This is a genomic window from Pseudacidovorax sp. RU35E, from assembly GCF_900156165.1.
GTDB lineage: Bacteria > Pseudomonadota > Gammaproteobacteria > Burkholderiales > Burkholderiaceae_C > Xenophilus.
Window position 1 is genome coordinate 76693 of sequence record NZ_FTMY01000014.1, and the last position, 20767, is coordinate 97459.

The window sequence follows — 20767 nt, forward strand, 5'->3', positions numbered from 1 at the left end:
CGCGTGTCAGGGCCGCTGGCGGGTCATCTCGCAGGCCTGCGAGGTGTAGAAGCCGCTGGCGATGCGTTCGGTGCGTGCCTGCTGCCAATCGGGCAGGCGCCGCGCCAGGTTGCGGCGCAGGCCCTCCACGCCGATGGGCACGATGGCCGGCGCGCGGTCTCCGCGCGGAAAGAACCGGCCCACCGCATGCATGCCGGCCAGCAGCGGTGTGCGCGGCGCCACCGTGAAGAGGATGCCGTGCCGCACGCGGCCGGCCCAGCCGTCGAGCAGGGCGGCGGCATCGTGCGGCGTGTAGTGGATCAGCGAGTCCATCGCCACCACGTGGTCGAAGGCGCCGTCGTCGGGCGCGCGCATGTCGCCGCTGCGCCAGACGATGCGCTCGCCCAGCAGCTCGGCATCGGCCTCCTGGCGGCAGCGCTGCCGGCCCAGGTCCACCAGCGTGGGCGACAGGTCGATGGCCAGCACCTGGGCGCCGCGGCGCGCGGCCTCCATGGCCAGGGCGCCGGTGCCGCAGCCGGCGTCCAGCAGCCGCAGGCCGTTCAGGTCATGGGGCAACCACGACAGCAGCGTGGCGCGCATGCGGTCGCGCCCCGCGCGCACCGTCTCGCGGATGCGGCTGACCGGCGCGTCGGACGTGAGGCGTGCCCAGGTGGCGGCGGCCGTGCGGTCGAAGTAGGTCTGGATCTCGCCGCGGCGGCGCAGGTAGGCGTCGCGCGGCGCATCGGCGTCGGGCCGGTGCGCCTGCAGCGGGGCGGATGGGGCATGGGGGCGGATCGTCATGGTCAATCGAATCCCAGGAGGTCGAACAGGTCGCGGTCCTTCAGCGGGATCGCCTCCATGGGCTCGCTGCCCAGGTAGAGCGCGGCGGCCAGGCGCATGTACTCGGCCTGCACCTTCGCCAGCTCGGGCGAGGGCTCCATCTCGAACAGCGTGCTCTTCTTGAGGCGGCTGCGGCGGATCACGTCCAGGTCGGGGAAGTGGGCCGCCAGCGTGAGGCCGGTGCGGGCGTTGAAGCGGTCGATCTGGTCGGTCTCGGCGCTGCGGTTGGCGATCACGCCGCCCAGCCGCACCTTGTAGTTGCGCGCCTTGGCGCCGATGGCCTGCACGATGCGGTTCATCGCGAAGATCGAGTCGAAGTCGTTGGCTGTGACGATGAGCGCCCGCTCCGCATGCTGCAGCGGCGCCGCGAAGCCGCCGCAGACCACGTCGCCCAGCACGTCGAAGATCACGACGTCGGTGTCCTCCAGCAGGTGGTGCTCCTTGAGCAGCTTGACGGTCTGCCCGACCACGTAGCCGCCGCAGCCGGTGCCCGCGGGCGGGCCGCCGGCCTCGACGCAGCGCACGCCGTTGTAGCCCTCGAAAACGAAGTCCTCGGGCCGCAGCTCCTCGGCATGGAAGTCCACCGTCTCCAGCACGTCGATCACGGTGGGCAGCATCTTCTTGGTGAGGGTGAAGGTGCTGTCGTGCTTGGGGTCGCATCCGATCTGCAGCACCCGCTTGCCCAGGCGCGAGAAGGCGGCCGACAGGTTGGACGAGGTGGTGCTCTTGCCGATGCCGCCCTTGCCGTAGATGGCGAACACCTTGGCGCTGCCGATCTGCACGTTCGGGTCGAGCTGCACCTGCAGGCTGCCCTCGCCATCGAGCCGTCGTCGGCTCACGGTGCGGATCGGGACGGATTCGAGGGTGGTCGTCATGCCACGATCCTTTCGACGAAGACGCCTTCTAGGCGGTCCTCGAGTTCATCGCCGGCCTGGCGCAGGGCTTCGAGCGTGTCGGCGTCGGGCTGCCAGTACCGGCGGTCGCAGGCTTCCAGCAACCGGTTGGCCAGCCGCGCCGAAGCGGTGGGATTGAGGCGTGCCAGACGGTCGCGCATGGCGGCGTCCAGCACGAAGGTTTCCGAAAGGCGCTGGTAGACCCAGGGCTGCACCTGCCCGGTGGTGGCCGACCAGCCCAGGGTGTTGGTCAGGTGCACCTCGATCTGGCGCACGCCCTCGTAGCCATGCTCCAGCATGCCCTCGTACCACTTCGGGTTGAGCATGCGGGTGTGCGTCTCCAGCGACACCTGCTCGGACAGCGTGCGCACCACGCCGGCCTCGCCGGTGGTCTGGTCGCCGATGTAGACCGGCAGCGGCCCGGCCTCGCCCGCAGGCGTGCGGCGGGCACGCTGCACGGCGCGGCTGATGCCGCCCAGGGTGTCGAAGTAGGTGTCGACGGTGGTCACGCCCAGCTCCACCGAGTCGAGGTTCTGGTAGGCGAGTTCCACGCTCTGGAGCACGCTCGCCAGCAGCGCGGCCTGCTGCACCGGGCGTCCGTTGCGGCCGTAGGCGAAGCCCTTGCGGCGGGTGTAGGTCTCGGCCAGTTCATCTTCCTCGGCCCAGGCGCCGTTGTCGATCAGGCTGCCCACGTTGGCGCCATACGCCCCCTCGGCATTGCCGAAGACGCGCAGCGCCGCGGTCTCCAGGTCGCAACCCTGGGCCTGCTGGCAGGCCAGCGCATGCTTGCGCACGAAGTTCAGGTGTTCGGGTTCGTCGGCCGATGCGGCCAGGAAGGCGGCCTCGGCCAGCAGGCGGATCTGCGCCGGCAGCAGGTCGCGGAAGATGCCCGACAGCGTGACCATCACGTCCACCCGCGGCCGGCCCAGTTCGGCCAGCGGCACCAGCTCGGCGCCGGCCAGCCGGCCGTAGCTGTCGAAGCGCGGCGTGGCGCCGATCAGCGCCAGGGCCTGGGCCAGCGGTGCGCCCTCGCTCTTGAGGTTGTCGGTGCCCCAGAGCACCAGGGCGATGGTCTCCGGCAGGCCGTGGCCCTGTTCGGCATGGCGGGCCAGCAGGCGGGCCGCCTGCCGTGCACCGTCGAGCACGGCGAAGCGGCTGGGCAGCCGGGTCGGGTCGAAGCCGTGCAGGTTGCGGCCGGTGGGCAGCACCGCGGGGTTGCGCAGCAGGTCGCCGCCCGGGGCGGGATGAAGGTAGCCACCGTCCAGGGCATGCACCACCGCGGCGAGTTCATGGTCGGTGGCCAGCAGGCGGGCCGTGGTGGCGAGGGCCTCCATCTGCGTGCGGCGCGCTGGGTCGGCGGACCGGCCTTCCTCCAGCAGCAGTTCGGCAGCGCCCGTGCCGGCGACCAGGCGCGCGATCTGGCCTGCGCTGGGTGCGTCGCCCGCCGGAAAGCCGGCATCGGCGCAGGCGCGCAGCATCTCGGCGCGTTCGACAGGCGAGGGCACCTCGCCCAGCACATGCAGGCCATGCGGGATCAGCGTCTGCTCGAGCGTGGCGAGTGCCGTACCCAGCGCGTGGACGGCCGCCTCGCTGCCCTCGTCCCAGGCTTCGCCCTGCTCCGGCAGCAGATGCAGTGCACGGCCCTGCGCCTGCAGCAACGGGGCCAGCCCCGCGCGCTCGGCCTGCGCCTCGGGCGGCAGGCTGCGCCAGCGCTGCAGCGAGGCCTGCAGCTCCACCAGCCCCTGGTAGAGCCCGGCCTGGGCCACCGGCGGCGTGAGGTAGCTGATCAGCGTGGCCGCGCTGCGGCGCTTGGCCAGCATGCCTTCGGACGGGTTGTTGGCCGCGTAGAGGTAGAAGTTGGGCAGGTCGCCGATCAGGCGGTCGGGCCAGCAGTCGCCCGACAGCCCCGCCTGTTTGCCCGGCATGAATTCGAGCGCGCCGTGGGTGCCGAAGTGCAGCACCGCATGCGCACCGAAGTCCTCGCGCAGCCAGCGGTAGAAGGCCGAGAAGGCATGCGTGGGCGCGAAGCCGCGCTCGAACAGCAGCCGCATCGGATCGCCCTCGTGCCCGAAGGCCGGCTGGATGCCGACGAAGACATTGCCGAAGCGCTCGCCCAGCACCTGGATGCCGTGGCCGTCGGCCTGCTGGCGGCCGGGCGCGGGGCCCCAGGTGCGCTCGATCTCGGCCAGCCAGCGCTCGCGGCGCACATGCTCGTTGGCCGGGATGCGCACATGCACATTGGCCAGCGCGCCGTGGCGCGCCGCATTGCCCGCGAGCAGCCGCTCGCGCAGCGCGTCCACGCTGGGCGGAAGGTCGACGGTGTAGCCGGCCTGCTGCAGTGACCGCAGGGTGTTGTAGAGCGAGGCGAACACGGCCAGGTGCGCGGCCGTGCCGGTGTTGCCGGCGTTGGGCGGAAAGTTGAAGAGCACGGTGGCGATGCGCCGCTGGGCCCGCTCGCTGCGCCGCAGCGCGATCAGCTTCGCCACGCGGGCCGCCAGCATGTCGGCGCGGTCGGGGCAGGCCTGCATGTCGTGCCGGCCCTGGTCCGGCGCGAAGGTGCAGTGCCGGCTGCAGCCGCTGCAGGCGTGGCCCGCGGCATCGCTGCGGCCGCCGTAGACCATGGCGCCGGTCGAGCCGTCGAGCTCGGGGATGGCCACCATCATGGTGGACTCCAGCGGCAGCAGCCCGCGCTCGGAGCCGGCCCAGGCCTCCAGCGTCTGGAACTCCACCGGCAGCACCGACAGGTAGGGCACGTCGAGCTGGCCGAGCACCGCCTCGGCGGCCTGCGCGTCGTTGTAGGCCGGTCCGCCCACGAGCGAGAAGCCGGTGAGCGACACCAGCGCGTCGATCCGCGGCACCCCGTCCTGCATGAAGAAGCGCTCCACCACGGGCCGGGCATCGAGGCCGGTGGCAAAGGCCGGCAGCACCTGCAGCCCGCGCGCCTCCAGGGCCGCGATCACGCCGTCGTAATGCGCCGTGTTGCCGGCCAGCAGGTAGGAGCGCAGCATGACCAGGCCCACGGTGCCGGCCACCGGCTTGCCGGCCAGGGCGATGGGCCGGGGCAGCTTCGTCGCGCAGTCGCCGATGCGCCCGGCCATTCGCGGGTGGTAGACGCCCAGCTCGGGGTAGTCGGTCGGCTCGGCCGGGCGGGCGCGCCCGCGGAGGGCGGCGCGCGGCCCGTCGGCATAGCGGTCGATCAGCAGATGGGCGAGGGCGGCGATGTTCTCCTGCGAGCCCGCGAGCCAGTACTGCAGCACCAGGAAGTAGATGCGCACGTCCTGCGCCGTGCCGGGGATGAAGCGCAGGATCTTGGGCAGCCGGCGCAGCATCTTGAGCTGCTGGGCGCCCGCGCTGGCCTTGCTGCGGTCGTCGCCGCCGGCCGGCTTGCCGCGCAGCCGCCGCAGCATGGCCATGGGCCCGCCGGTGGCGCCGTCCATGCTGAAGCGGCCCATGCGGGTGAGCTTCATCACCTCACCGGCGGACATGGCGCAGACCATGGCGTCGCAACCGGCGCGGCGGGCGCGCAGCGCCTCGATGATGGGCAGGTAGTGCTCCTCCATGAAGAGCATCGTGACCACGACGATGTGGGCCTGCGCGATGTCGTCGCGGCAGCGCTGCAGTGCGTCGGCGCTGGTGGCCCAGTCGGCCGCCGCGTGCACCGACAGCGTGGCACCGGGCAGCGCCCGCGCGAGCACCTGGTGCGCGCGCTCGGCGGCGCTGCGCAGGTGGCTGTCCATGGTGACCAGCACCACGCGCATGGCGACGGGCGGCTGGCGTGCCGCGGCCCGCGTCTCAACGACTGAAATGGGCTTTGGCATCGTAGAGGGTCTCGATCGTGATCCGGGACAGGCCGCGGTCGAGCGCGAAGCGCTCGGTGTTGCGCCGGGCCTTGCCGCGCACGAAGAAGGGCACCTTGTCCAGCTCGCGCTGGGCCTCGGGCGCCCACTGCGCGGCATCGGCCGGCGCCGCCCCGGCGGGCGCCACCCGCACGGGCTCGGGCCGCGATGCGGCATGACCCAGGTGCGAGGGGGCGGCGTCCTCGTTGAATTCGAAGTCGCCCTTGAACATGGCCAGCAGGTGCTCTTCCAGCCCCATCATCAGCGGCTGGACCCAGGTGTCGAACAGCACGTTGGCGCCTTCGAAGCCCATCTGCGGCGCATGCCGGGCCGGAAAGTCCTGCACATGCATCGGCGCCGAAATCACCGCGCAGGGCAGGCCCAGGCGCTTGGCGATGTGGCGCTCCATCTGTGTGCCGAGCACCAGCTCGGGCGTGGCCGCGGCGATGGCGGCCTCCACCTCCAGGTAGTCGTCGCAGACCAGCGCCTCGATGCCGTGCAGGGCGGCCTCGGCCCGCAACTCGCGCGCGAACTCGCGGCTGTAGCTGCCCAGCCCGACGACCTGGAAGCCGAACTCTCGGCTGGCGACGCGGGCCGCCGCGATGGCATGGGTGGCGTCGCCGAAGACGAACACGCGCTTGCCGGTGAGGTAGTTGGAATCGACCGAGGCGGCATACCAGCCGCTGCGCGACTGCTCGACGTCCACGCGGGCGGCCGCCTCCTGCGGGTCCAGGCCGGCCAGCGTCGCCACCTCGGCGATGAAGGCGCGGGTGGCCTGCACGCCTATGGGCACGGTGCGCGTGTGCGGCTGGTCCAGCGTGCGCTGCAGCCAGGCCGCGGCGGTGTGGGCCGTCTCGGGGTAGAGCAGCACGTTGAAGTCGGCCTCGCCCAGGCGGGTCAGGTCCTGCGGGCTGGCGCCAAGCGGGGCGACCACGTTCACGGCCACGCCCATCTGCTCGAGCAGGCCACGGATCTCGCGCAGGTCGTCGCGGTGCCGGAAGCCCAGGGCGGTCGGGCCCAGGATGTTGCAGCGCGGTGGCGCGCCGGCCACGCGCGGTGTGCGCGTGCGCGGGGCCAGGCGTCGTACCAGCTGGTAGAAGGTCTCGGCGGCGCCCCAGTTCTCCTTCTTCTGGTAGGCCGGCAGCTCCAGCGGCACGACGGGAATCGGCAGCGCCAGCGCCTCGGCCAGGCCGCCGGGGTCGTCCTGGATCAGCTCGGCCGTGCAGGAGGCACCGACCAGCATCGCCTGCGGGTGGAAGCGGTCGTAGGCGCTCTGCACCGCGCTCTTGAACAGCTGGGCCGTGTCGCCGCCGAGGTCCCGCGCCTGGAAGGTGGTGTAGGTGACCGGCGGGCGCTGGCTGCGCCGCTCGATCATGGTGAACAGCAGGTCGGCGTAGGTGTCGCCCTGCGGCGCATGCAGCACGTAGTGCAGGCCGTGCATGCCGGTGGCCACCCGCATCGCGCCCACGTGCGGCGGGCCTTCGTAGGTCCAGAGCGTGAGCTGCATGGCGGGTGCTTTCTCAGGCGGCCAGCAATTGCCGGCGCCGCAAAGGTCGGCTGAAGAGCGCGGCCAGGTCGCCTGCCTGCTCGAAGCCCTGGATCGGGCTGAACACCAGCTCGATGGACCACTTGGTGGCAAAGCCTTCCGCTTCCAGCGGATTGGCCAGGCCCAGGCCGCACACCACGAGGTCGGGCGCGGCGGCGCGGCAGCGGTCGAGTTGCCGTTCCACGTCCTGGCCCTCGCTGAGCACGGTGCCGGCGGGCAGCCAGTCCAGCTCCTGCGCCATGTGCTGGCGGTGGAGGTAGGGCGTGCCCACCTCCGTCAGCTGCATGCCCAGCTCGCGCGCCAGGAAGCGGGCCAGCGGCAGTTCGAGCTGCGAGTCGGGGAAGAAGAACACGCGCCGGCCTTCGAGCTGGCGACGGTGCGGCGCCAGTGCGGCCTCGGCGCGCTGGCGTGCCGGCGCGATGGCCGCCAGGGCGCGGGCGTGGGGGACGTGCATGGCCTCGGCCGCGGCCATCAGCCAGGCGGCGCTGCCTTCGGCGCCGAGCGGGAAAGGGGCCGCGACGCGGCGGGCGCCGCGCGCCTCCAGCAGCCGGGCGGTCTCGGCCAGGAAGGGCTGGGCCAGCAGCATCTGCGTGCGCGGGCCGACGGCGGGCAGCTGGTCGGCATGGCGGGCCGGCAGGAAATCGACCCGCTCGATGCCCATGGCCGAGAACAGGCGGCGCAGTTGGCCCTCGATCACGTCGGCCAGGGTGCCGACCACGAGCAGCGCAGGGGCCTGGGCGGGGTCGGCGTCGGGCAATTCCGGCACCAGGGCCGCCAGGCAGGCATCCTCGCCCTGCGTGAAGGTGGTCTCGATGCCGCTGCCGGAATAGTTGAGTACCCGCACGCCCGCATGCCGGCCCGACAGCCGCTGCGCTGCGCGCGACAGGTCGAGCTTGATCACCTCGGAGGGGCAGGAGCCCACGAGGAAAAGCATGCGGATGTCGGGCCGCCGCTGCAGCAGCCGCGCCACGGCCCGGTCCAGTTCCTCGTTGGCATCGGCCAAGCCGGCCAGGTCGCGCTCGTCGATGATGGCGGTGGCGAAGCGCGGCTCGGCAAAGATCATCACGCCCGCAGCCGATTGCACCAGATGGGCGCAGGTGCGTGAGCCCACCACGAGGAAGAAGGCGTCCTGCATCTTGCGGTGCAGCCAGACGATGCCGGTGAGGCCGCAGAACACCTCGCGCTGGCCGCGCTCGCGCAGCACGGGCGCATCGGCGCAGCCGCTGTCCACCTGGATGGGGATGACGGCGCTCATCGCGCCACCCCCGCCGCCTGGCGCCGGGCGGCCCGCAGCTTGAGCACGAACTGGCCGGCGTTGATGGCGTAGCTGGCATAGGCCGCGAGTGCGATGGCCAGTTGCTGCGCGGGCGTCCCCCAGCCTTCCCACCAGGCCAGCAGGTAGGCCGTGTGCAGGCCCAGCACCAGCACGCCCAGCATGTCTTCCCAGTAGAAGGCCGGCGCGAACAGCCAGCGGCCGAAGACCACCTTCTCCCAGAAGCAGCCCGTCACCATGATCAGGTAGAGCAGGCTGGTCTTTACCAGCACGCTCAGCACGGCGGCCTGCAGGCCCTGGCCGGTCCACAGGAAGCGCAACACCAGCGCCAGGCTGAGCAGGAAGGCCAGGAACTGCACGGGCGCCAGCACGGCCTGCACCAGGGTCCAGCGCGTGGCGTCGCGCCGCAGGCGCTGTTCTGCCGTGTACAGCGGAGCGCGCTGACGGGAGGACCGGCCGGGGCGCCAGCGGGGCAGGGGGTACGAAGCCATGAGGCCAAATCTAGGCTCGCTGGCTCGATGTGTCAATTGAACTTGACATCCATCGTGCATGACAGTTGCTAGGTGTTTGCCCGCCCCGGCTGCAAAGTTCTTGACGCAGAGCTGACAGTGCGCGGACAGTTGGCCCCGGGGACGACCGCCTACAGAAGATGAGGCATCCGCCTACACAAGACGCGCGGCTCCCTGCCGGCCATCGAGCGAGGGCTTCGATGGGGCAATCGACACGATCCGATTGGCATCGCTGCTTCCCTGCACGCTTCGGCGTGGGCCCGCCCGGTCCAGTGAACGGGGCAGGCTTGGGAAGCATCGCTGTGAGTCCACCCGAGGAGCGACGCGGTGGCAACAACAAGTTCAGATGAGTCCGATGGGGCTCGGCCGGCCTCCGACTTAGGAGGTCAGTCATCCCATCCGGGCGGGCCGCCTGCTGCCTCCCGTCCGTGGGGTACGCCGCGGCTGGTCTCCGACAACAGTGGCCATGCCCAGCAGCTGTCCCGCGTGGTCGAGCACGAGATCATTCCGCGCCTGCTGTTGATGCATGCCCACACCACGGCGCCGGCCCGGCGCGATGGCATCGTCCTGACGCACCAGCATGTGCGCGCATTGGCGGAGCTGGCGGTCTCGGACGATCCCATGTGCGCCATCCGCTATGTGCAGTCGCTTCAGGACGCGGGCGCGACCGCGCACCAGGTGCTGCTCGAACTCCTGTCGCCCTGCGCGGCCCTCATGGGCCAGTGGTGGTGCGACGACAGCTTCGACTTCGCGCAGGTCACGACGGGCCTGTGCAGGTTGCAGCAGGCGCTGGACCGGCAGGTCCATGCGCAGCGCCCCGCCATCGCCGCCGACGCCCCGCGGATCGTGTTCGCCGCGCCGCCGCGGGCCCAGCACACCTTCGGGGCGGCCGTGGCGGCGGAATGCTTCGCGCTGGCCGGCTGGGATGCGCGTCTGGCGACCACCCAGGACTGGGCGGGACTGCGTGGCATCCTCGCCAGCGAATCCATCGACATCCTGGCGCTGTCCCTGTCCTGCGACAGCGATGTCGAGCAGGTGGCATCTGTTATCGTCGAACTGCGCACCGCGTCCCTGCACAAGCGGCTCGGCGTCCTGGTCGGCGGACCGCTTGCCCTCGATCAACCCGATCTCGCGCAACGCTGCTGCGCAGACGGCATTGCCCTGACAGCGGGCGCGGCGGTGGACCTCGCCAAGCGGTGGTTGCAGGGCGTGCAGCGATCCGGGCCGACCGATCTGCGCTGACGGTCCTTCCTTTGATTTGTCGACGCAGCCTCGCGCTGCCGCGAAGTGGAGTTGCGAAAGCCGTTGATGCCAAACCCAAGTTCCTCCCTGGCGCCCGCGCCCGCTGGGCAGGCCTACCTCCAGATGCTCGATGCCGAGTCGGGCATGCTGGCGACGGTGGTGCAGGCGGCATCCGACGTGGGACTGCTGATCGACGCCCAGGGCGTCGTGCGCGAGGTGGTTGTCGGCGCCGACGCGGCCCATGACCTCGCAGAGGCGCCGGGCTGGGTGGGTCGCCGCTGGGTGGACACCGTCACGGTCGAAAGCCGGCCGAAGATCCAGGCGCTGACGGCCGCGCTGCGCGGCGAGACGCCCGAATCCTCCCCGCCCGGTGGCGCCCGCCAGGTCAACCACCCCATCGCAGGCGGCCTCGACCTACCCATTGCCTACCGCGTCGTGCCCGTCGGCACCAGCGGCCACCTGCTGGCCCTGGGCCGCAACCTGCGCACGCTGGCAGCCGCCCAGCAGCGGCTGGTCGACGCACAGCAGTCGATGGAGCGCGACTACCAGCGCCTTCGTCAGGCCGAGGCGCGCTACCGTCTTCTGTTCGAGGCGGTCGAGGACCCTCTCGTGGTGGTGGATGCCGGCTCGCTCAACATCGTGGAGCTCAACGGCTCGGCCGCGCGGCTCCTGGGCACCTCCGCGCGGCGGCTGGCCCTGCGTCCGGCGCCTGAACTGTTCGGCAGCCAGTCGCAGCCGGATGTGCTGCTGCTGTTCGCGCAGACCCGCAGCGCGGGCCGTGCCGAAGCGGCCGGTGTCACCCTGGCCAGCGGTGCGAAGGTGCGCCTGGTCGGCTCGCTGTTCAAGCAGGACGGCGTCAATTTCCTGCTCATCCGCATGGTGCCAGCGCTGCAGGCAGAGGCGGGTTCCACCACGTCGGGCTCGCTGCTGGATGTGATCAATGCCATGCCCGATGCCTTCGTGCTGTCAGACATGCAGGGCCGTGTTCTGGCGGCGAACGAGGCCTTCGTCGACATGCTGCAACTGCCCGCGGGCGAGGCGGCGGTCGGCCAGATGCTCGACCGCTGGCTCGGTCGCTCGACCGTCGACCTCAACGTGCTCATCGGCAACCTGCGTCAGCACGGCGTGCTGCGGCTTTTCCCGACCACGCTGCGTGCCGGGGACGGGCAGGCCACGGCCATCGAGATCTCGGCCGTGGCGGTGGCCGACGGTCCGCAGCCCTGCCTGGGCTTCGCGATCCGCGACGTCACGCGTCGCCTGCCCGCCGAAGGGCGCAGCCAGCGGCAGCTGCCCCGTTCGACCGACCAACTCACCGGCCTGGTCGGCCGCCTGCCGTTGCGCGACATCGTGGGCGAGACCACCGACCTGATCGAGCGGCTGTGCATCGAGGCGGCGCTCGAGATCACCCGCGACAACCGCGCCTCGGCGGCCGAGATGCTCGGCCTGTCGCGCCAGAGCCTGTACGTCAAGCTGCGCCGGTACGGCATCCACGAACCTTCCGCCGACGCCACCGATTGAGCAGCGCGCGGCACCGACAGGCTTCGGTGTAAATCTAGATTGACATTTGCATGTGTCAGCCCAGAATGGGCTGCATGCCACTGCCGCGCCTGTCCGCGATCGCCGAGCTGCTCAAGCCCATCACCTGGTTTCCGCCGATGTGGGCCTTCGGATGCGGCGTAGTGGCGTCGGGTGCGTCGACCGAGGGGCGCTGGCTGCTGATCGTCGCGGGCGTGCTGCTCGCAGGGCCCCTGGTGTGCGCCAGCAGCCAGGCCGTCAACGACTGGTTCGACCGGCATGTCGACGCCATCAACGAGCCGCAGCGGCCCATTCCTTCCGGGCGCCTTCCCGGGCGGTGGGGCCTGTACATCGCCATCGCCTGGACGCTGCTGTCGCTGGCGCTCGGCAGCGTGCTGGGGCCGGTGGCCCTGCTGGCCGCCTGCGTGGGGCTGCTGCTGGCCTGGGCCTACAGCGCACCGCCCGTGCGGCTCAAGCGCAATGGCTGGTGGGGCAACAGCGCCTGCGCCCTGTGCTACGAGGGCCTGGCGTGGATCACCGGCGCGGCCGTGATGGCGGCCGGCACCTGGCCCGGGTCGCGGTCGCTGGGGCTGGCGCTGCTCTACAGCCTGGGTGCGCACGGGATCATGACGCTCAACGACTTCAAGTCCATCGATGGCGATCGCCGCATGGGCATCGCGTCGCTGCCCGTGCAGTTGGGCGTCGATGGCGCCGCCCGCGTCGCCTGCCTGGCCATGGCGCTGCCGCAGCTCGTGGTGGTCGGCCTGCTGTGGCATTGGGACGCGCAGGTGCATGCGGCGGCGGTCGGCGCGCTGCTGGCGGTGCAGCTGCTGCTGATGCGCCGCTTCCTGGCGGCGCCGCTGGCGCGGGCCACTTGGTACAGCGCGCTGGGCATCAACTTCTTCGTCATCGGCATGCTGGTCAGCGCCTTCGCGCTGCGCTCGGGAGGATGAATGAACGTCCCTGAACTCCGCTGGCGCGGCGTGATGCGCCTGGGCCTGGTGCAGATGGCGCTGGGCGCCGTCGTCGTGCTGGCCACCTCGACCCTGAACCGGGTCATGGTGGTGGAACTGGCCCTGCCGGCCCTGCTGCCCGGCTGCCTGCTGGCGCTGCACTATGCAGTGCAGGTCAGCCGGCCCCGCATGGGCCACGGCTCGGATGGCAGTCGACGCCGCTCGCCGTGGATCCTGGGCGGCATGGCGGTGCTGGCCGGAGGCGGCGTGCTGGCCGCCGTGGCTACCGCCTGGATGGGGTCCGCGCCGCTTGCGGGCATGCTGCTGGCGGCCGTGGCCTTCGTGCTGATCGGCCTGGGCGTGGCGGCCGCAGGCACGTCGCTGCTGGCGCTGCTGGCCAGCCGTGTGTCGCCGCAGCGGCGGGCGGGCGCGGCCACCACGGTGTGGACCATGATGATCGCGGGCTTCGTGGTCACGGCCGGCGGGGCGGGCGCCTTCCTCGATCCGTATTCGCCGCAGCGGCTGGTGATGGTGTCGCTGGTTGTGTCGGCCCTCGCACTCCTGCTGGCCTTCGTGGCCCTGTGGGGGCTGGAGGACGCGGTGCCGGCCGCGTCCCAGGTGCCGGCCACGCCCCAGCCGCCGTTCCGTGCGGCCCTGCGCGAGGTATGGCGGGAGCCGCAAGCGCGCCGCTTCACCTTCTTCGTGTTCGTGTCGATGGTGGCCTTCAGCGCCCAGGACCTGATCCTGGAGCCCTTTGCCGGGGCCGTCTTCGGCTACACGCCGGGCGCATCCACGCAACTGGCCGGGGTCCAGCATGGCGGCACGCTGGCCGGCATGCTGCTGGCAGCCCTGGCCGGGCGCCATGGCTTCGGCAGCCTGCGGCAGTGGGTCATCGGCGGCTGCATCGCTTCGGGCGCCGCATTGATCGGCCTGGCGGCGGCAGGGCGCATCGGCATGGGTTGGCCGCTGGCGGCCAACGTTTTCCTGCTGGGAACGGCGACGGGCGCCTTCTCCATCGCCGCCATCGGCTCGATGATGCGGCTGGCCGGCGAGGGCCGCAGCGGCACCGAAGGCCTGCGGCTGGGCGTGTGGGGCGCGGCGCAGGCGGTGGCCTTCGCGGCCGGCGGGCTGGTCGGCACCGGCGCCAGCGACCTCGCGCGCTGGCTGCTGGCCGACGTGGGCCATGCCTACGCGCTCGTGTTCCTGTTCGAGGCGGTGTTGTTCCTGGGCGCGGCGCAGCTGGCCGCCGGGGTCGAGCCGGCCACGCGCGCGGCCGCGACGCCGTTGCGCCGCCGGGTGGCCTTGTCGGGTGTGGCCAACGGCCGACCAGGGGCCCCATCATGAGCGGCGCCGGGTTCGACGTCGACACCTGCGACGCCGTGGTGGTCGGCGGTGGCCCGGCCGGCGCCACGGCCGCCGACGATCTGGCGCGCGCCGGTTGGCGCGTGCTTCTGATCGACCGCGAGGGCCGCATCAAGCCCTGCGGCGGCGCCGTGCCGCCGCGCCTGCTGGAGGAATTCGCCATCCCGGCTTCGCTGCTGGTGGCCCGGGCCGAATCGGCGCGGATGGTTGCGCCCAGCCGCCGCACGGTCGACATCCCCATCGACGGCGGCTGCGTCGGGATGGTCGACCGCGCGCAGTTCGACCCGTGGCTGCGCCGCCGGGCGGCCGCCCACGGTGCCGTGCGGGTCGATGCGGTCGTCGAGCGCATCGACCGCGACCCGGATGGCACGGCGGTGGTGGTGCACCACCTGCCGGATGGCGGCGTGCGGCGCCAGCGCACCCGGGTCGTCGTCGCCGCCGACGGTGCGCGCTCGCGCATCGCGCAGCAGACGGTGCCGGGCGCGCAGCAGGGGCGGTGTGTCTTCGCCTACCACGAGATCGTGGCGACGCCCGTGGCACAGCCCGCCGCCGTCGCGCCGAGCCGCTGCGAGGTGCACTACGACGCGACGCTCTCGCCCGACTTCTATGGCTGGGTGTTCCCGCACGGCGCGACCATCAGCATCGGCACGGGCAGTGCCGACCGGGGCTTCTCGCTGCGTCGGGGCGTCACCCAGCTGCGCGAGCGCGTCGGGCTGGGCGCCGCCGCCACGCTGCGGCGCGAGGGTGCGCCGATCCCGATGAAGCCGCTGCCCCGTTGGGACAACGGCCGCGACGTGGTGCTGGCCGGCGATGCGGCGGGCGTGGTGGCGCCGGCGTCGGGCGAAGGCATCTACTACGCCATGCTCAGTGGCCGGCTCGCGGCCCAGGCATGTGCGGCGCTGCTGCAGGGTGCCGACGCGGCGGTGCTGGCGCAGCCGCGTCGGCAGTTCATGCGCCTGCATGGCCGTGTGTTCTGGGTGCTCGAGCTGATGCAGCGCTTCTGGTACGGCAGCGATGGCCGTCGCGAGCGCTTCGTCAGCATCTGCCGCGACCGCGACGTCCAGCACCTGACGTTCGAGGCCTACCTGCACAAGCGGCTGGTGCGGGCGCGACCGCTGGCGCACCTGCGCATCTTCCTCAAGGACCTGGCGCATCTCCTGGGGGTGGTCCGTGCCTGAGGCCGTTCCCGGTGGACGCGTGCGGGCCTGTGGTCCGGGCTGGCGCACATCGCGGCGCTGCAGGGTGCAGGGCTGAGCCGTGGCCGGCACGACTGCGCTCCTCGTCGACGCGGCGCTGGCCATTGCGGCGCTGGAACTCGTGATGCTGCTGGCCCTGCGACGGCCCGCGCTGGTCTGGACCCTGCTGGCCGGACTGGCCCTGATGGTCGCGCTGCGCCTGGCCGTCGCCGGCGCGCAGCCGGCCAGCGTTGCGCTGGCGCTCGCCGCTGGCGGTCTTGTGCATGTCATCGACCTGAAGCGCCGTTGGGCCGCGCAGACCGAAGACCGTGCGTCGTTGTCAGTCTCTCCCCCCCACGAAGGAAAACCATGAACAACCGTCGTCGTTTCATTCGCATCGTGCCGCTGGCCGGCGCGGCCATGCTGTCATCGCGCGTCGCCTGGTCGCAGGCCATGGTCGACGAGAAGGATGCCCAGGCCATGTCGCTGGGCTATGTGTCCGACGCGGCCCGCGTCGACAAGGCCAAGTACAAGAACTACGTGGCCGGCAGCCATTGCGGTGCCTGCGCCCTGTTCCAGGGCAAGCCCGACGCCGCGAGCGGACCCTGCGCGCTGTTCCCCGGCAAGCAGGTGTCCACCAAGGGCTGGTGCAGCGCCTTCGCCAAGAAGGCCTGAGGCTGCGGAGCGGGTCGCATGCAGCTGCAGCGCCTGCTTCCGCCCGATCTGCCCGAGCGTGCGGCGCTGGCGCTGGAGGTGCATGCGAGACCGTCCGAGACGCTCGCCGCCCCGGCCCGTGCCAGCCACGTGGCCGTGCTGATCGACGCCGACGCGCGTGACGAGGAGCTCGAACACCTTCGCCGCCTGTGCCGGCAGTGCCACGTCTCCCCACCGCTGGCTGGCGACCAGCAGTGGAGCGGCAATCTTGGCGCGCTTCGCATGGTGTGGGAACGGCACGGCGAGTTCTCCACCTACACCGTGCTGGTCGCCGGACACGCCGATGCACCCTTCGCGCAGGTGGCCGCTGCGAGGTTGCCGTCGGGCTGGCTGGCCGGGCTGCCGGGCAGCACCGTGCATGCCTGCCATGCCGAGATCCTGCCGGCCCCCACCGGCCAGGACATCGACTGGGCCCATCTTCAACAGTCCGCCTTCGGCGGCAACCTGCTGGTCGCGTCGGAGATCGGCGGCGGCGTGGCGCTGGCCTGCTCCGACTTCCGCCTGCATGTCGATGGCTTCGGCCGTTGCCTCCTCTTCGACTGCGGCATGGACCCGATGCTGGCCGGGCGCATGCTGCAGCGGCTGCTGGAGATCGAGGTCTACCGCATGATGGCCCTGTTGGCCTTTCCGATGGCGCGGCGGCTGTCGCCGCGCATCCAGGCCATCGAGCAGTCACTGGCCGCCCTGACCGACGACATCGCCCGCGCCGGCAGCGACACCGACGACGATGGCGACGCGACCCTGCTCGCGCCCCTGACGCGCCTGGCCGCCGAGGTCGAGAGCGGCCTGTCGGCCAGCCAGTTCCGCTTCGGCGCCTGCCGGGCCTATGCCGAGCTGGTGCGCACCCGCATCGAGGAACTGCGCGAGCGCAGGCTGCCGGGGCACCAGTCCATCGGCGAGTTCATGGCCCGTCGCTTCACGCCGGCGGTCGCCACCGTGGCCACCGTGTCGCAGCGCCTGCACGACCTGTCGGAGCGCGTGTCGCAGGCGAGCCATCTGCTGAGCACCCGCGTGGGCATCGCTAGCGAGCGGCAGAACAACGCTCTGCTGGCCAGCATGGACCGGCGGGCGCGCCTCCAGCTGCGACTGCAGCAGACGGTGGAGGGCCTGTCGGTGGCTGCCATCGTCTACTACCTCGCCGGCGTGGTCGGCTACCTGGTCAAGGGCGGCGAGGCGTTGGGCCTGCCGCTGAACACGCCAATGGTGGTCGGCCTGAGCGTGCCGCTGTTCGCGCTCTTCGCCCTGTTCGCCGTCCGGCGTGCCCGTCGGCATGCGCATGACAGCGGCGCCGACTGAGCGCCTATCGAAAGACCCGATGCCCGCACCCTTTCCCTTCAGCGCGATCGTCGGCCAGGACGAGATGAAGCTGGCCGTGCTGATGGCCGCCGTCGAGCCGGCCCTGGGCGGTGTGCTGGTGCTGGGCGACCGCGGCACCGGCAAGAGCACGGCGGTTCGCGCGCTGGCGGCCCTGCTCCCGCCCATGCGCGCGGTCGAGGGCTGCCCCTACCACTGCGATCCGGCGAAGCGCTGCGGCCACTGCACGCCGGGTGCGAAGCCGGTGACGCGGCCGGTGCCCGTGGTCGACCTGCCTTTGGGGGCGAGCGAAGACCGCATCGTCGGCGCGCTGGACCTGGAGCGTGCCCTGGCCAGCGGCCAGAAGGTCTTCGAGCCCGGCCTGCTGGCGCGGGCCCATCGCGGCTTCCTCTACATCGACGAGGTCAACCTGCTGGAGGACCACCTGGTCGACCTGCTGATCGACGTGGCCGCGTCGGGCGAGAACGTGGTCGAGCGCGACGGCCTGTCCGTGCGGCATCCGGCCCGCTTCGTGCTCATCGGCAGCGGCAACCCGGAAGAGGGCGAGCTGCGGCCCCAGCTGCTCGACCGCTTCGGCCTGTCGGTGGAGGTGCGCACGCCGACGGCGCTGCCCGAGCGGGTGGCGGTGATCAAGCGGCGCGATGCCTACGAGCGTGACCCGGCGGCCTTCGAGGCCCAGTGGGCCAAGGAGGATGCCAAGGTGCGCCGCCGCATCGTGCGGGCCCGCGCGCAGATCAAGGACGTGGCGGTGGACGACGCGATGCTGATGCACTGCGCCGCGCTCTGCCAGCACCTGGGCAGCGACGGCCTGCGCGGAGAGCTGACGCTGATGCGCGCCGCGCGCGCGCTGGCGGCGCTCGATGGCGACACGGCCGTGCAGCTCACGCACCTGCGCCGGATCGCCGCACCGGCCCTGCGGCACCGCATGCGCCGGGATCCGCTGGACGACACCGGCTCCACGGAGCGCATCGAGAAGGCGGTGGCGGAGCTCTGGCCGTGACCGGCCCTGCCGACCGGGCGGCACGCTGGGCGGCGCGGCTGCTGGCGCTGGACCCGCGCGGCCTGGGCGGCGTGGTGCTTCGGGGTGCGCCGGGCCCGTTGCGCGACGCGCTGTTCGATGCACTGCGCGCACTGCTGCCGCCCACGGCCCCGTGGCTGCGCTGCCCGCTGCAGGTCGACGACGGCAGCCTGCTCGGTGGCGCCGACCTGGCCCTGAGCCTGGCGGCCGGCCGCACCGTGGTGCAGCCGGGCCTGCTCGCGCGCGCGCAGGGTGGCGTGATGGTGCTGCCGATGGCCGAGCGCGCCGGTGCCGCCCTGGCCGGGCGGCTCGCCCAGGCCCTGGACGAGGGCGGCTTCCTGCTGGTCGCGCTGGACGAGGGCCAGGGACCGGAAGAAGCACTGCCCGTCTGCCTGGCCGAGCGGCTGGGCCTGTGCTTGGAGACCTGTGCGCCGGAGGCGGCATGGCCCGAGCCACCGCCCGGCGACCGCCTGCCCGAGGTACGCGAGCGCTGGCGGCAGATGCGCTTCGATGATCCGACGGCGCAGGCGCTGGACGCCTGCGCCATGGCGCTCGGCATCGGCGGCCTGCGCGCCCCCTGGCAGGCCTGGTGCGCCGCCTGTGCCGTCGCCGCCTGGCAAGGCCACGCCCAGGTGACGCACGAGGACGCGGAGCTGGCGGCCCGCCTGGTGCTCGCGCCGCGTGCACGCGCGCTGCCGCCATCGGGCGACTCCGCCGACGCGGCGCAGAGGCCGGCGGACGCAGGCCGCGAATCCCCGTCCACGCCGCCCGAGGCGGACCCTGCCGGAACGCGCGACGCCCACCCGCCCGACACCGCCGCGGAACCCGATGAACGCCCCGCACAGCCCCTGGACGAGCGCCTGATCGCCGCCGCCCAGGCCGCCATGCCGGCCGACCTGCTGGCCCTGCTCGCGAGCGGCGCCGGTCCGCGGCGCGGCGCTTCCGGTGGCCGCCAGGGCCAGGCCACGCGTGCGGCCACCGCCGGCCGGCCACTGCCATCGCGCCGCGGCCCGCCGCGCGGCGCCCAGCGCCTGGACCTGATCGCCACCCTGCGCGCGGCCCTGCCCTGGCAGGGCGCCCGCGCGCAGGAGCGCATGCGTCAATCCCTGCCCCCTGCCGCGTCGCGGTGGCAGATCCGCCGCGACGACCTGCATGTGCGCCGTCACCAGCGGCCTGCGCAGACCACGACCATCTTCGTGGTCGACGCCTCGGGCTCGCAGGCGCTGCACCGGCTGGCCGAAGCAAAGGGCGCTGTCGAGCTGCTGCTGGCCGACTGCTATGTGCGGCGCGACCAGGTGGCGCTGGTCGCCTTCCGTGGCGCAGGGGCCGAGGTGCTGCTGCCGCCCACCCGTTCGCTGGTGCGCGCGCGGCGCGCCCTGACGGACCTGCCCGGTGGCGGCGGCACGCCCCTGGCCGCCGGCATCGAGGCGGGCTGGCGCCTGGCGGCCGGGCTGCAGTCGCGCGAGGGCGCGCGGGCGCAACTGGTCTTCCTCACGGACGGGCGTGCCAACGTCGACCGGCAGGGGCAGGGCGGCCGGGCGCAGGCGATGGCCGACGCGCGGCAGATGGCGCGGCAGTTTGGCGGCAGCGGCATGCCGAGTCTGCTGATCGACACCTCGGTGCGGCCGCAGCCCGAGTCGGCAGAGCTCGCCCGCCTGATGCGCGCGCGTTACCTGGCCCTGCCGCAGGGGCGGCCGCAGGCGCTGCACCAGGCCGTCACCGCGATGCTCTGAGCATCAGCTCGCCGAGCAGCTCGGCCACCAGCGCCGGCGCCTCCTCGTGCGCCAAATGCCCCAGTCCCTCCAGCGGTCGCCAGAGCGCGCCTGGGAGCGCGTGCGCCACCTGCTCGGACTGGGCGGAGGGCACAGTGGTGTCGCGCCGGCCGGCCGCCAGCATCAGCGGAATGGGTTCGCGCGCCAGCCGCTGGCGCAGCGCCGGCACCAGCGGCGTCACGTCCCAGTGGGCCATCATCTGGAGCGCGCCGGCCAGGTGCGAAGGCTGCCGCAGCAGCCCCTGGTAATGGGCGACTTCGCCCGCGCCCAGGCGGGAGCCGGTGGAATCCACCAGCCGTTGCACCGCGCGCGGTTGCGAGGCCGCCTGCGCGGCCAGCCAGGGCAGCATCGGCACCCGCGTGAGCGCCCGCGCGAGCACCGGGAAGACGCTGCCCGCCACGCCGGGCAGCGGCAGCAGCGCGCCGTTCAGGCTCAGCAGCGCGCGGGCGTCGGGCAGGGCGCCATCCAGCCACAGGCGCAGCATCAGCGCCGCCCCGGCCGAATGGCCCACCACCGCCACAGGCGACACCTGCTGGGCCTGCAGCAGCGCGGCGACGGCCCGGGCCATGCGCGGCAGGCTGGCCACGCCATCGGCGAAGCCGTCGGTGCCGCCATGGCCGGGCAGGTCCGGCACCAGCAGGGAATATGTCGGCGCCAGGTGCGCGGCACTGCCCGCCCAGGACAGGCCCGAAGAACCCGTGCCGTGCAGCAGGAGCAGGCAGGGCCGCGCGTCGGGCGGCGGTGTGCGGCGGACGCACCACCGCAGCCCGCCTGCGGCAGCGGCGTCGGCTTGCAAGGGCTCAGGGTTCAGGAGCATACCGGTCCA

Annotated in this window: 17 protein-coding genes; 10 read left to right on the forward strand and 7 right to left on the reverse strand. The window is 72.6% G+C overall.

What is annotated here, in order from left to right; genetic code table 11:
• Nucleotides 1–6: 6 nt before the first annotated feature.
• From bchM to bchF, 6 genes are read right to left on the reverse strand one after another with little or no spacing between them, the layout of a single operon-like run.
• The gene (gene bchM / locus BXA03_RS22050; protein WP_083716248.1) at nt 7–780 is read right to left on the reverse strand and encodes a magnesium protoporphyrin IX methyltransferase; all 774 of its coding nucleotides are present in this window, start codon (nt 778–780) and stop codon (nt 7–9) included.
• A gap of 2 nt (nt 781–782) precedes the next feature.
• The gene (gene bchL / locus BXA03_RS22055; RefSeq protein WP_076511332.1) at nt 783–1694 is read right to left on the reverse strand and encodes a ferredoxin:protochlorophyllide reductase (ATP-dependent) iron-sulfur ATP-binding protein; all 912 of its coding nucleotides are present in this window, start codon (nt 1692–1694) and stop codon (nt 783–785) included.
• Nucleotides 1691–5530, reverse strand: a complete 3840-nt coding sequence (locus tag BXA03_RS22060) for a magnesium chelatase subunit H (RefSeq protein ID WP_076511333.1) — start codon at nt 5528–5530, stop codon at nt 1691–1693. The genes bchL and BXA03_RS22060 overlap by 4 nt, the downstream gene beginning before the upstream one ends.
• Nucleotides 5505–7055 (reverse strand): ferredoxin:protochlorophyllide reductase (ATP-dependent) subunit B, encoded by a 1551-nt coding sequence (gene bchB / locus BXA03_RS22065; RefSeq protein WP_076511334.1) that lies wholly within the window; start codon nt 7053–7055, stop codon nt 5505–5507. Before bchB ends, BXA03_RS22060 begins: the two co-directional genes overlap by 26 nt.
• A gap of 13 nt (nt 7056–7068) precedes the next feature.
• Nucleotides 7069–8349 (reverse strand): ferredoxin:protochlorophyllide reductase (ATP-dependent) subunit N, encoded by a 1281-nt coding sequence (locus BXA03_RS22070; protein WP_076511335.1) that lies wholly within the window; start codon nt 8347–8349, stop codon nt 7069–7071.
• Nucleotides 8346–8858 carry a 2-vinyl bacteriochlorophyllide hydratase gene (gene bchF, locus BXA03_RS22075; protein WP_076511336.1) on the reverse strand — a complete coding sequence of 171 codons (513 nt, stop codon included), beginning with the start codon at nt 8856–8858 and terminating at the stop codon, nt 8346–8348. Before bchF ends, BXA03_RS22070 begins: the two co-directional genes overlap by 4 nt.
• Nucleotides 8859–9362: 504 nt before the next feature.
• Here bchF and BXA03_RS22080 point away from each other — a divergent pair.
• The 10 genes from BXA03_RS22080 to BXA03_RS22125 all read left to right on the forward strand — a co-directional run bounded on the left by BXA03_RS22080 (nt 9363) and on the right by BXA03_RS22125 (nt 19902).
• The gene (locus BXA03_RS22080; protein WP_076511337.1) at nt 9363–10118 is read left to right on the forward strand and encodes a cobalamin B12-binding domain-containing protein; all 756 of its coding nucleotides are present in this window, start codon (nt 9363–9365) and stop codon (nt 10116–10118) included.
• A 66-nt stretch (nt 10119–10184) separates the two neighbouring features.
• Nucleotides 10185–11636, forward strand: coding sequence for a transcriptional regulator PpsR (gene ppsR / locus BXA03_RS22085; RefSeq protein ID WP_234983798.1), 1452 nt, complete (start codon nt 10185–10187; stop codon nt 11634–11636).
• A gap of 74 nt (nt 11637–11710) precedes the next feature.
• On the forward strand, nt 11711–12586 hold the full coding sequence (gene chlG, locus BXA03_RS22090; protein WP_076511406.1) for a chlorophyll synthase ChlG: 876 nt from the start codon (nt 11711–11713) through the stop codon (nt 12584–12586).
• A complete protein-coding gene (locus BXA03_RS22095) occupies nt 12587–13930 on the forward strand; it encodes a BCD family MFS transporter (RefSeq protein WP_076511339.1) in 1344 nt (447 codons plus the stop codon).
• Nucleotides 13927–15126, forward strand: a complete 1200-nt coding sequence (locus tag BXA03_RS22100; RefSeq protein WP_076511340.1) for a geranylgeranyl diphosphate reductase — start codon at nt 13927–13929, stop codon at nt 15124–15126. The genes BXA03_RS22095 and BXA03_RS22100 overlap by 4 nt, the downstream gene beginning before the upstream one ends.
• A 79-nt stretch (nt 15127–15205) precedes the next feature.
• The gene (locus tag BXA03_RS22105) at nt 15206–15496 is read left to right on the forward strand and encodes a hypothetical protein (RefSeq protein ID WP_076511341.1); all 291 of its coding nucleotides are present in this window, start codon (nt 15206–15208) and stop codon (nt 15494–15496) included.
• Entirely contained in the window at nt 15493–15798 is a 306-nt protein-coding gene (locus BXA03_RS22110) for a high-potential iron-sulfur protein (protein WP_076511342.1), read from the forward strand. Before BXA03_RS22105 ends, BXA03_RS22110 begins: the two co-directional genes overlap by 4 nt.
• Before the next feature lie 18 nt (nt 15799–15816).
• Nucleotides 15817–17133, forward strand: coding sequence for a DUF3422 family protein (locus tag BXA03_RS22115; protein WP_076511343.1), 1317 nt, complete (start codon nt 15817–15819; stop codon nt 17131–17133).
• 19 nt (nt 17134–17152) lie between these two features.
• Nucleotides 17153–18151 carry a magnesium chelatase ATPase subunit I gene (gene bchI / locus BXA03_RS22120; protein WP_076511407.1) on the forward strand — a complete coding sequence of 333 codons (999 nt, stop codon included), beginning with the start codon at nt 17153–17155 and terminating at the stop codon, nt 18149–18151.
• Nucleotides 18148–19902 (forward strand): magnesium chelatase subunit D, encoded by a 1755-nt coding sequence (locus BXA03_RS22125; protein WP_200803419.1) that lies wholly within the window; start codon nt 18148–18150, stop codon nt 19900–19902. The genes bchI and BXA03_RS22125 overlap by 4 nt, the downstream gene beginning before the upstream one ends.
• Here BXA03_RS22125 and bchO read toward each other — a convergent pair.
• Nucleotides 19886–20737 (reverse strand): alpha/beta fold hydrolase BchO, encoded by an 852-nt coding sequence (gene bchO / locus BXA03_RS22130; protein WP_159444740.1) that lies wholly within the window; start codon nt 20735–20737, stop codon nt 19886–19888. The two genes, BXA03_RS22125 and bchO, sit on opposite strands and share 17 nt — an antisense overlap.
• Nucleotides 20738–20767 lie beyond the last annotated feature (30 nt).

Excerpts from the sequence above, each read along its gene's own strand:
- bchM (WP_083716248.1), bottom strand. The coding sequence starts at position 780 with ATGACGATCCGCCCCCATGCCCCATCCGCCCCGCTGCAGGCGCACCGG.
- bchL (WP_076511332.1), bottom strand. The coding sequence starts at position 1,694 with ATGACGACCACCCTCGAATCCGTCCCGATCCGCACCGTGAGCCGACGA.
- BXA03_RS22060 (WP_076511333.1), bottom strand. The coding sequence starts at position 5,530 with ATGCCAAAGCCCATTTCAGTCGTTGAGACGCGGGCCGCGGCACGCCAG.
- bchB (WP_076511334.1), bottom strand. The coding sequence starts at position 7,055 with ATGCAGCTCACGCTCTGGACCTACGAAGGCCCGCCGCACGTGGGCGCG.
- BXA03_RS22070 (WP_076511335.1), bottom strand. The coding sequence starts at position 8,349 with ATGAGCGCCGTCATCCCCATCCAGGTGGACAGCGGCTGCGCCGATGCG.
- bchF (WP_076511336.1), bottom strand. The coding sequence starts at position 8,858 with ATGGCTTCGTACCCCCTGCCCCGCTGGCGCCCCGGCCGGTCCTCCCGT.
- ppsR (WP_234983798.1), top strand. The coding sequence starts at position 10,185 with ATGCCAAACCCAAGTTCCTCCCTGGCGCCCGCGCCCGCTGGGCAGGCC.
- chlG (WP_076511406.1), top strand. The coding sequence starts at position 11,711 with ATGCCACTGCCGCGCCTGTCCGCGATCGCCGAGCTGCTCAAGCCCATC.
- BXA03_RS22095 (WP_076511339.1), top strand. The coding sequence starts at position 12,587 with ATGAACGTCCCTGAACTCCGCTGGCGCGGCGTGATGCGCCTGGGCCTG.
- BXA03_RS22100 (WP_076511340.1), top strand. The coding sequence starts at position 13,927 with ATGAGCGGCGCCGGGTTCGACGTCGACACCTGCGACGCCGTGGTGGTC.
- BXA03_RS22110 (WP_076511342.1), top strand. The coding sequence starts at position 15,493 with ATGAACAACCGTCGTCGTTTCATTCGCATCGTGCCGCTGGCCGGCGCG.
- BXA03_RS22115 (WP_076511343.1), top strand. The coding sequence starts at position 15,817 with ATGCAGCTGCAGCGCCTGCTTCCGCCCGATCTGCCCGAGCGTGCGGCG.
- bchI (WP_076511407.1), top strand. The coding sequence starts at position 17,153 with ATGCCCGCACCCTTTCCCTTCAGCGCGATCGTCGGCCAGGACGAGATG.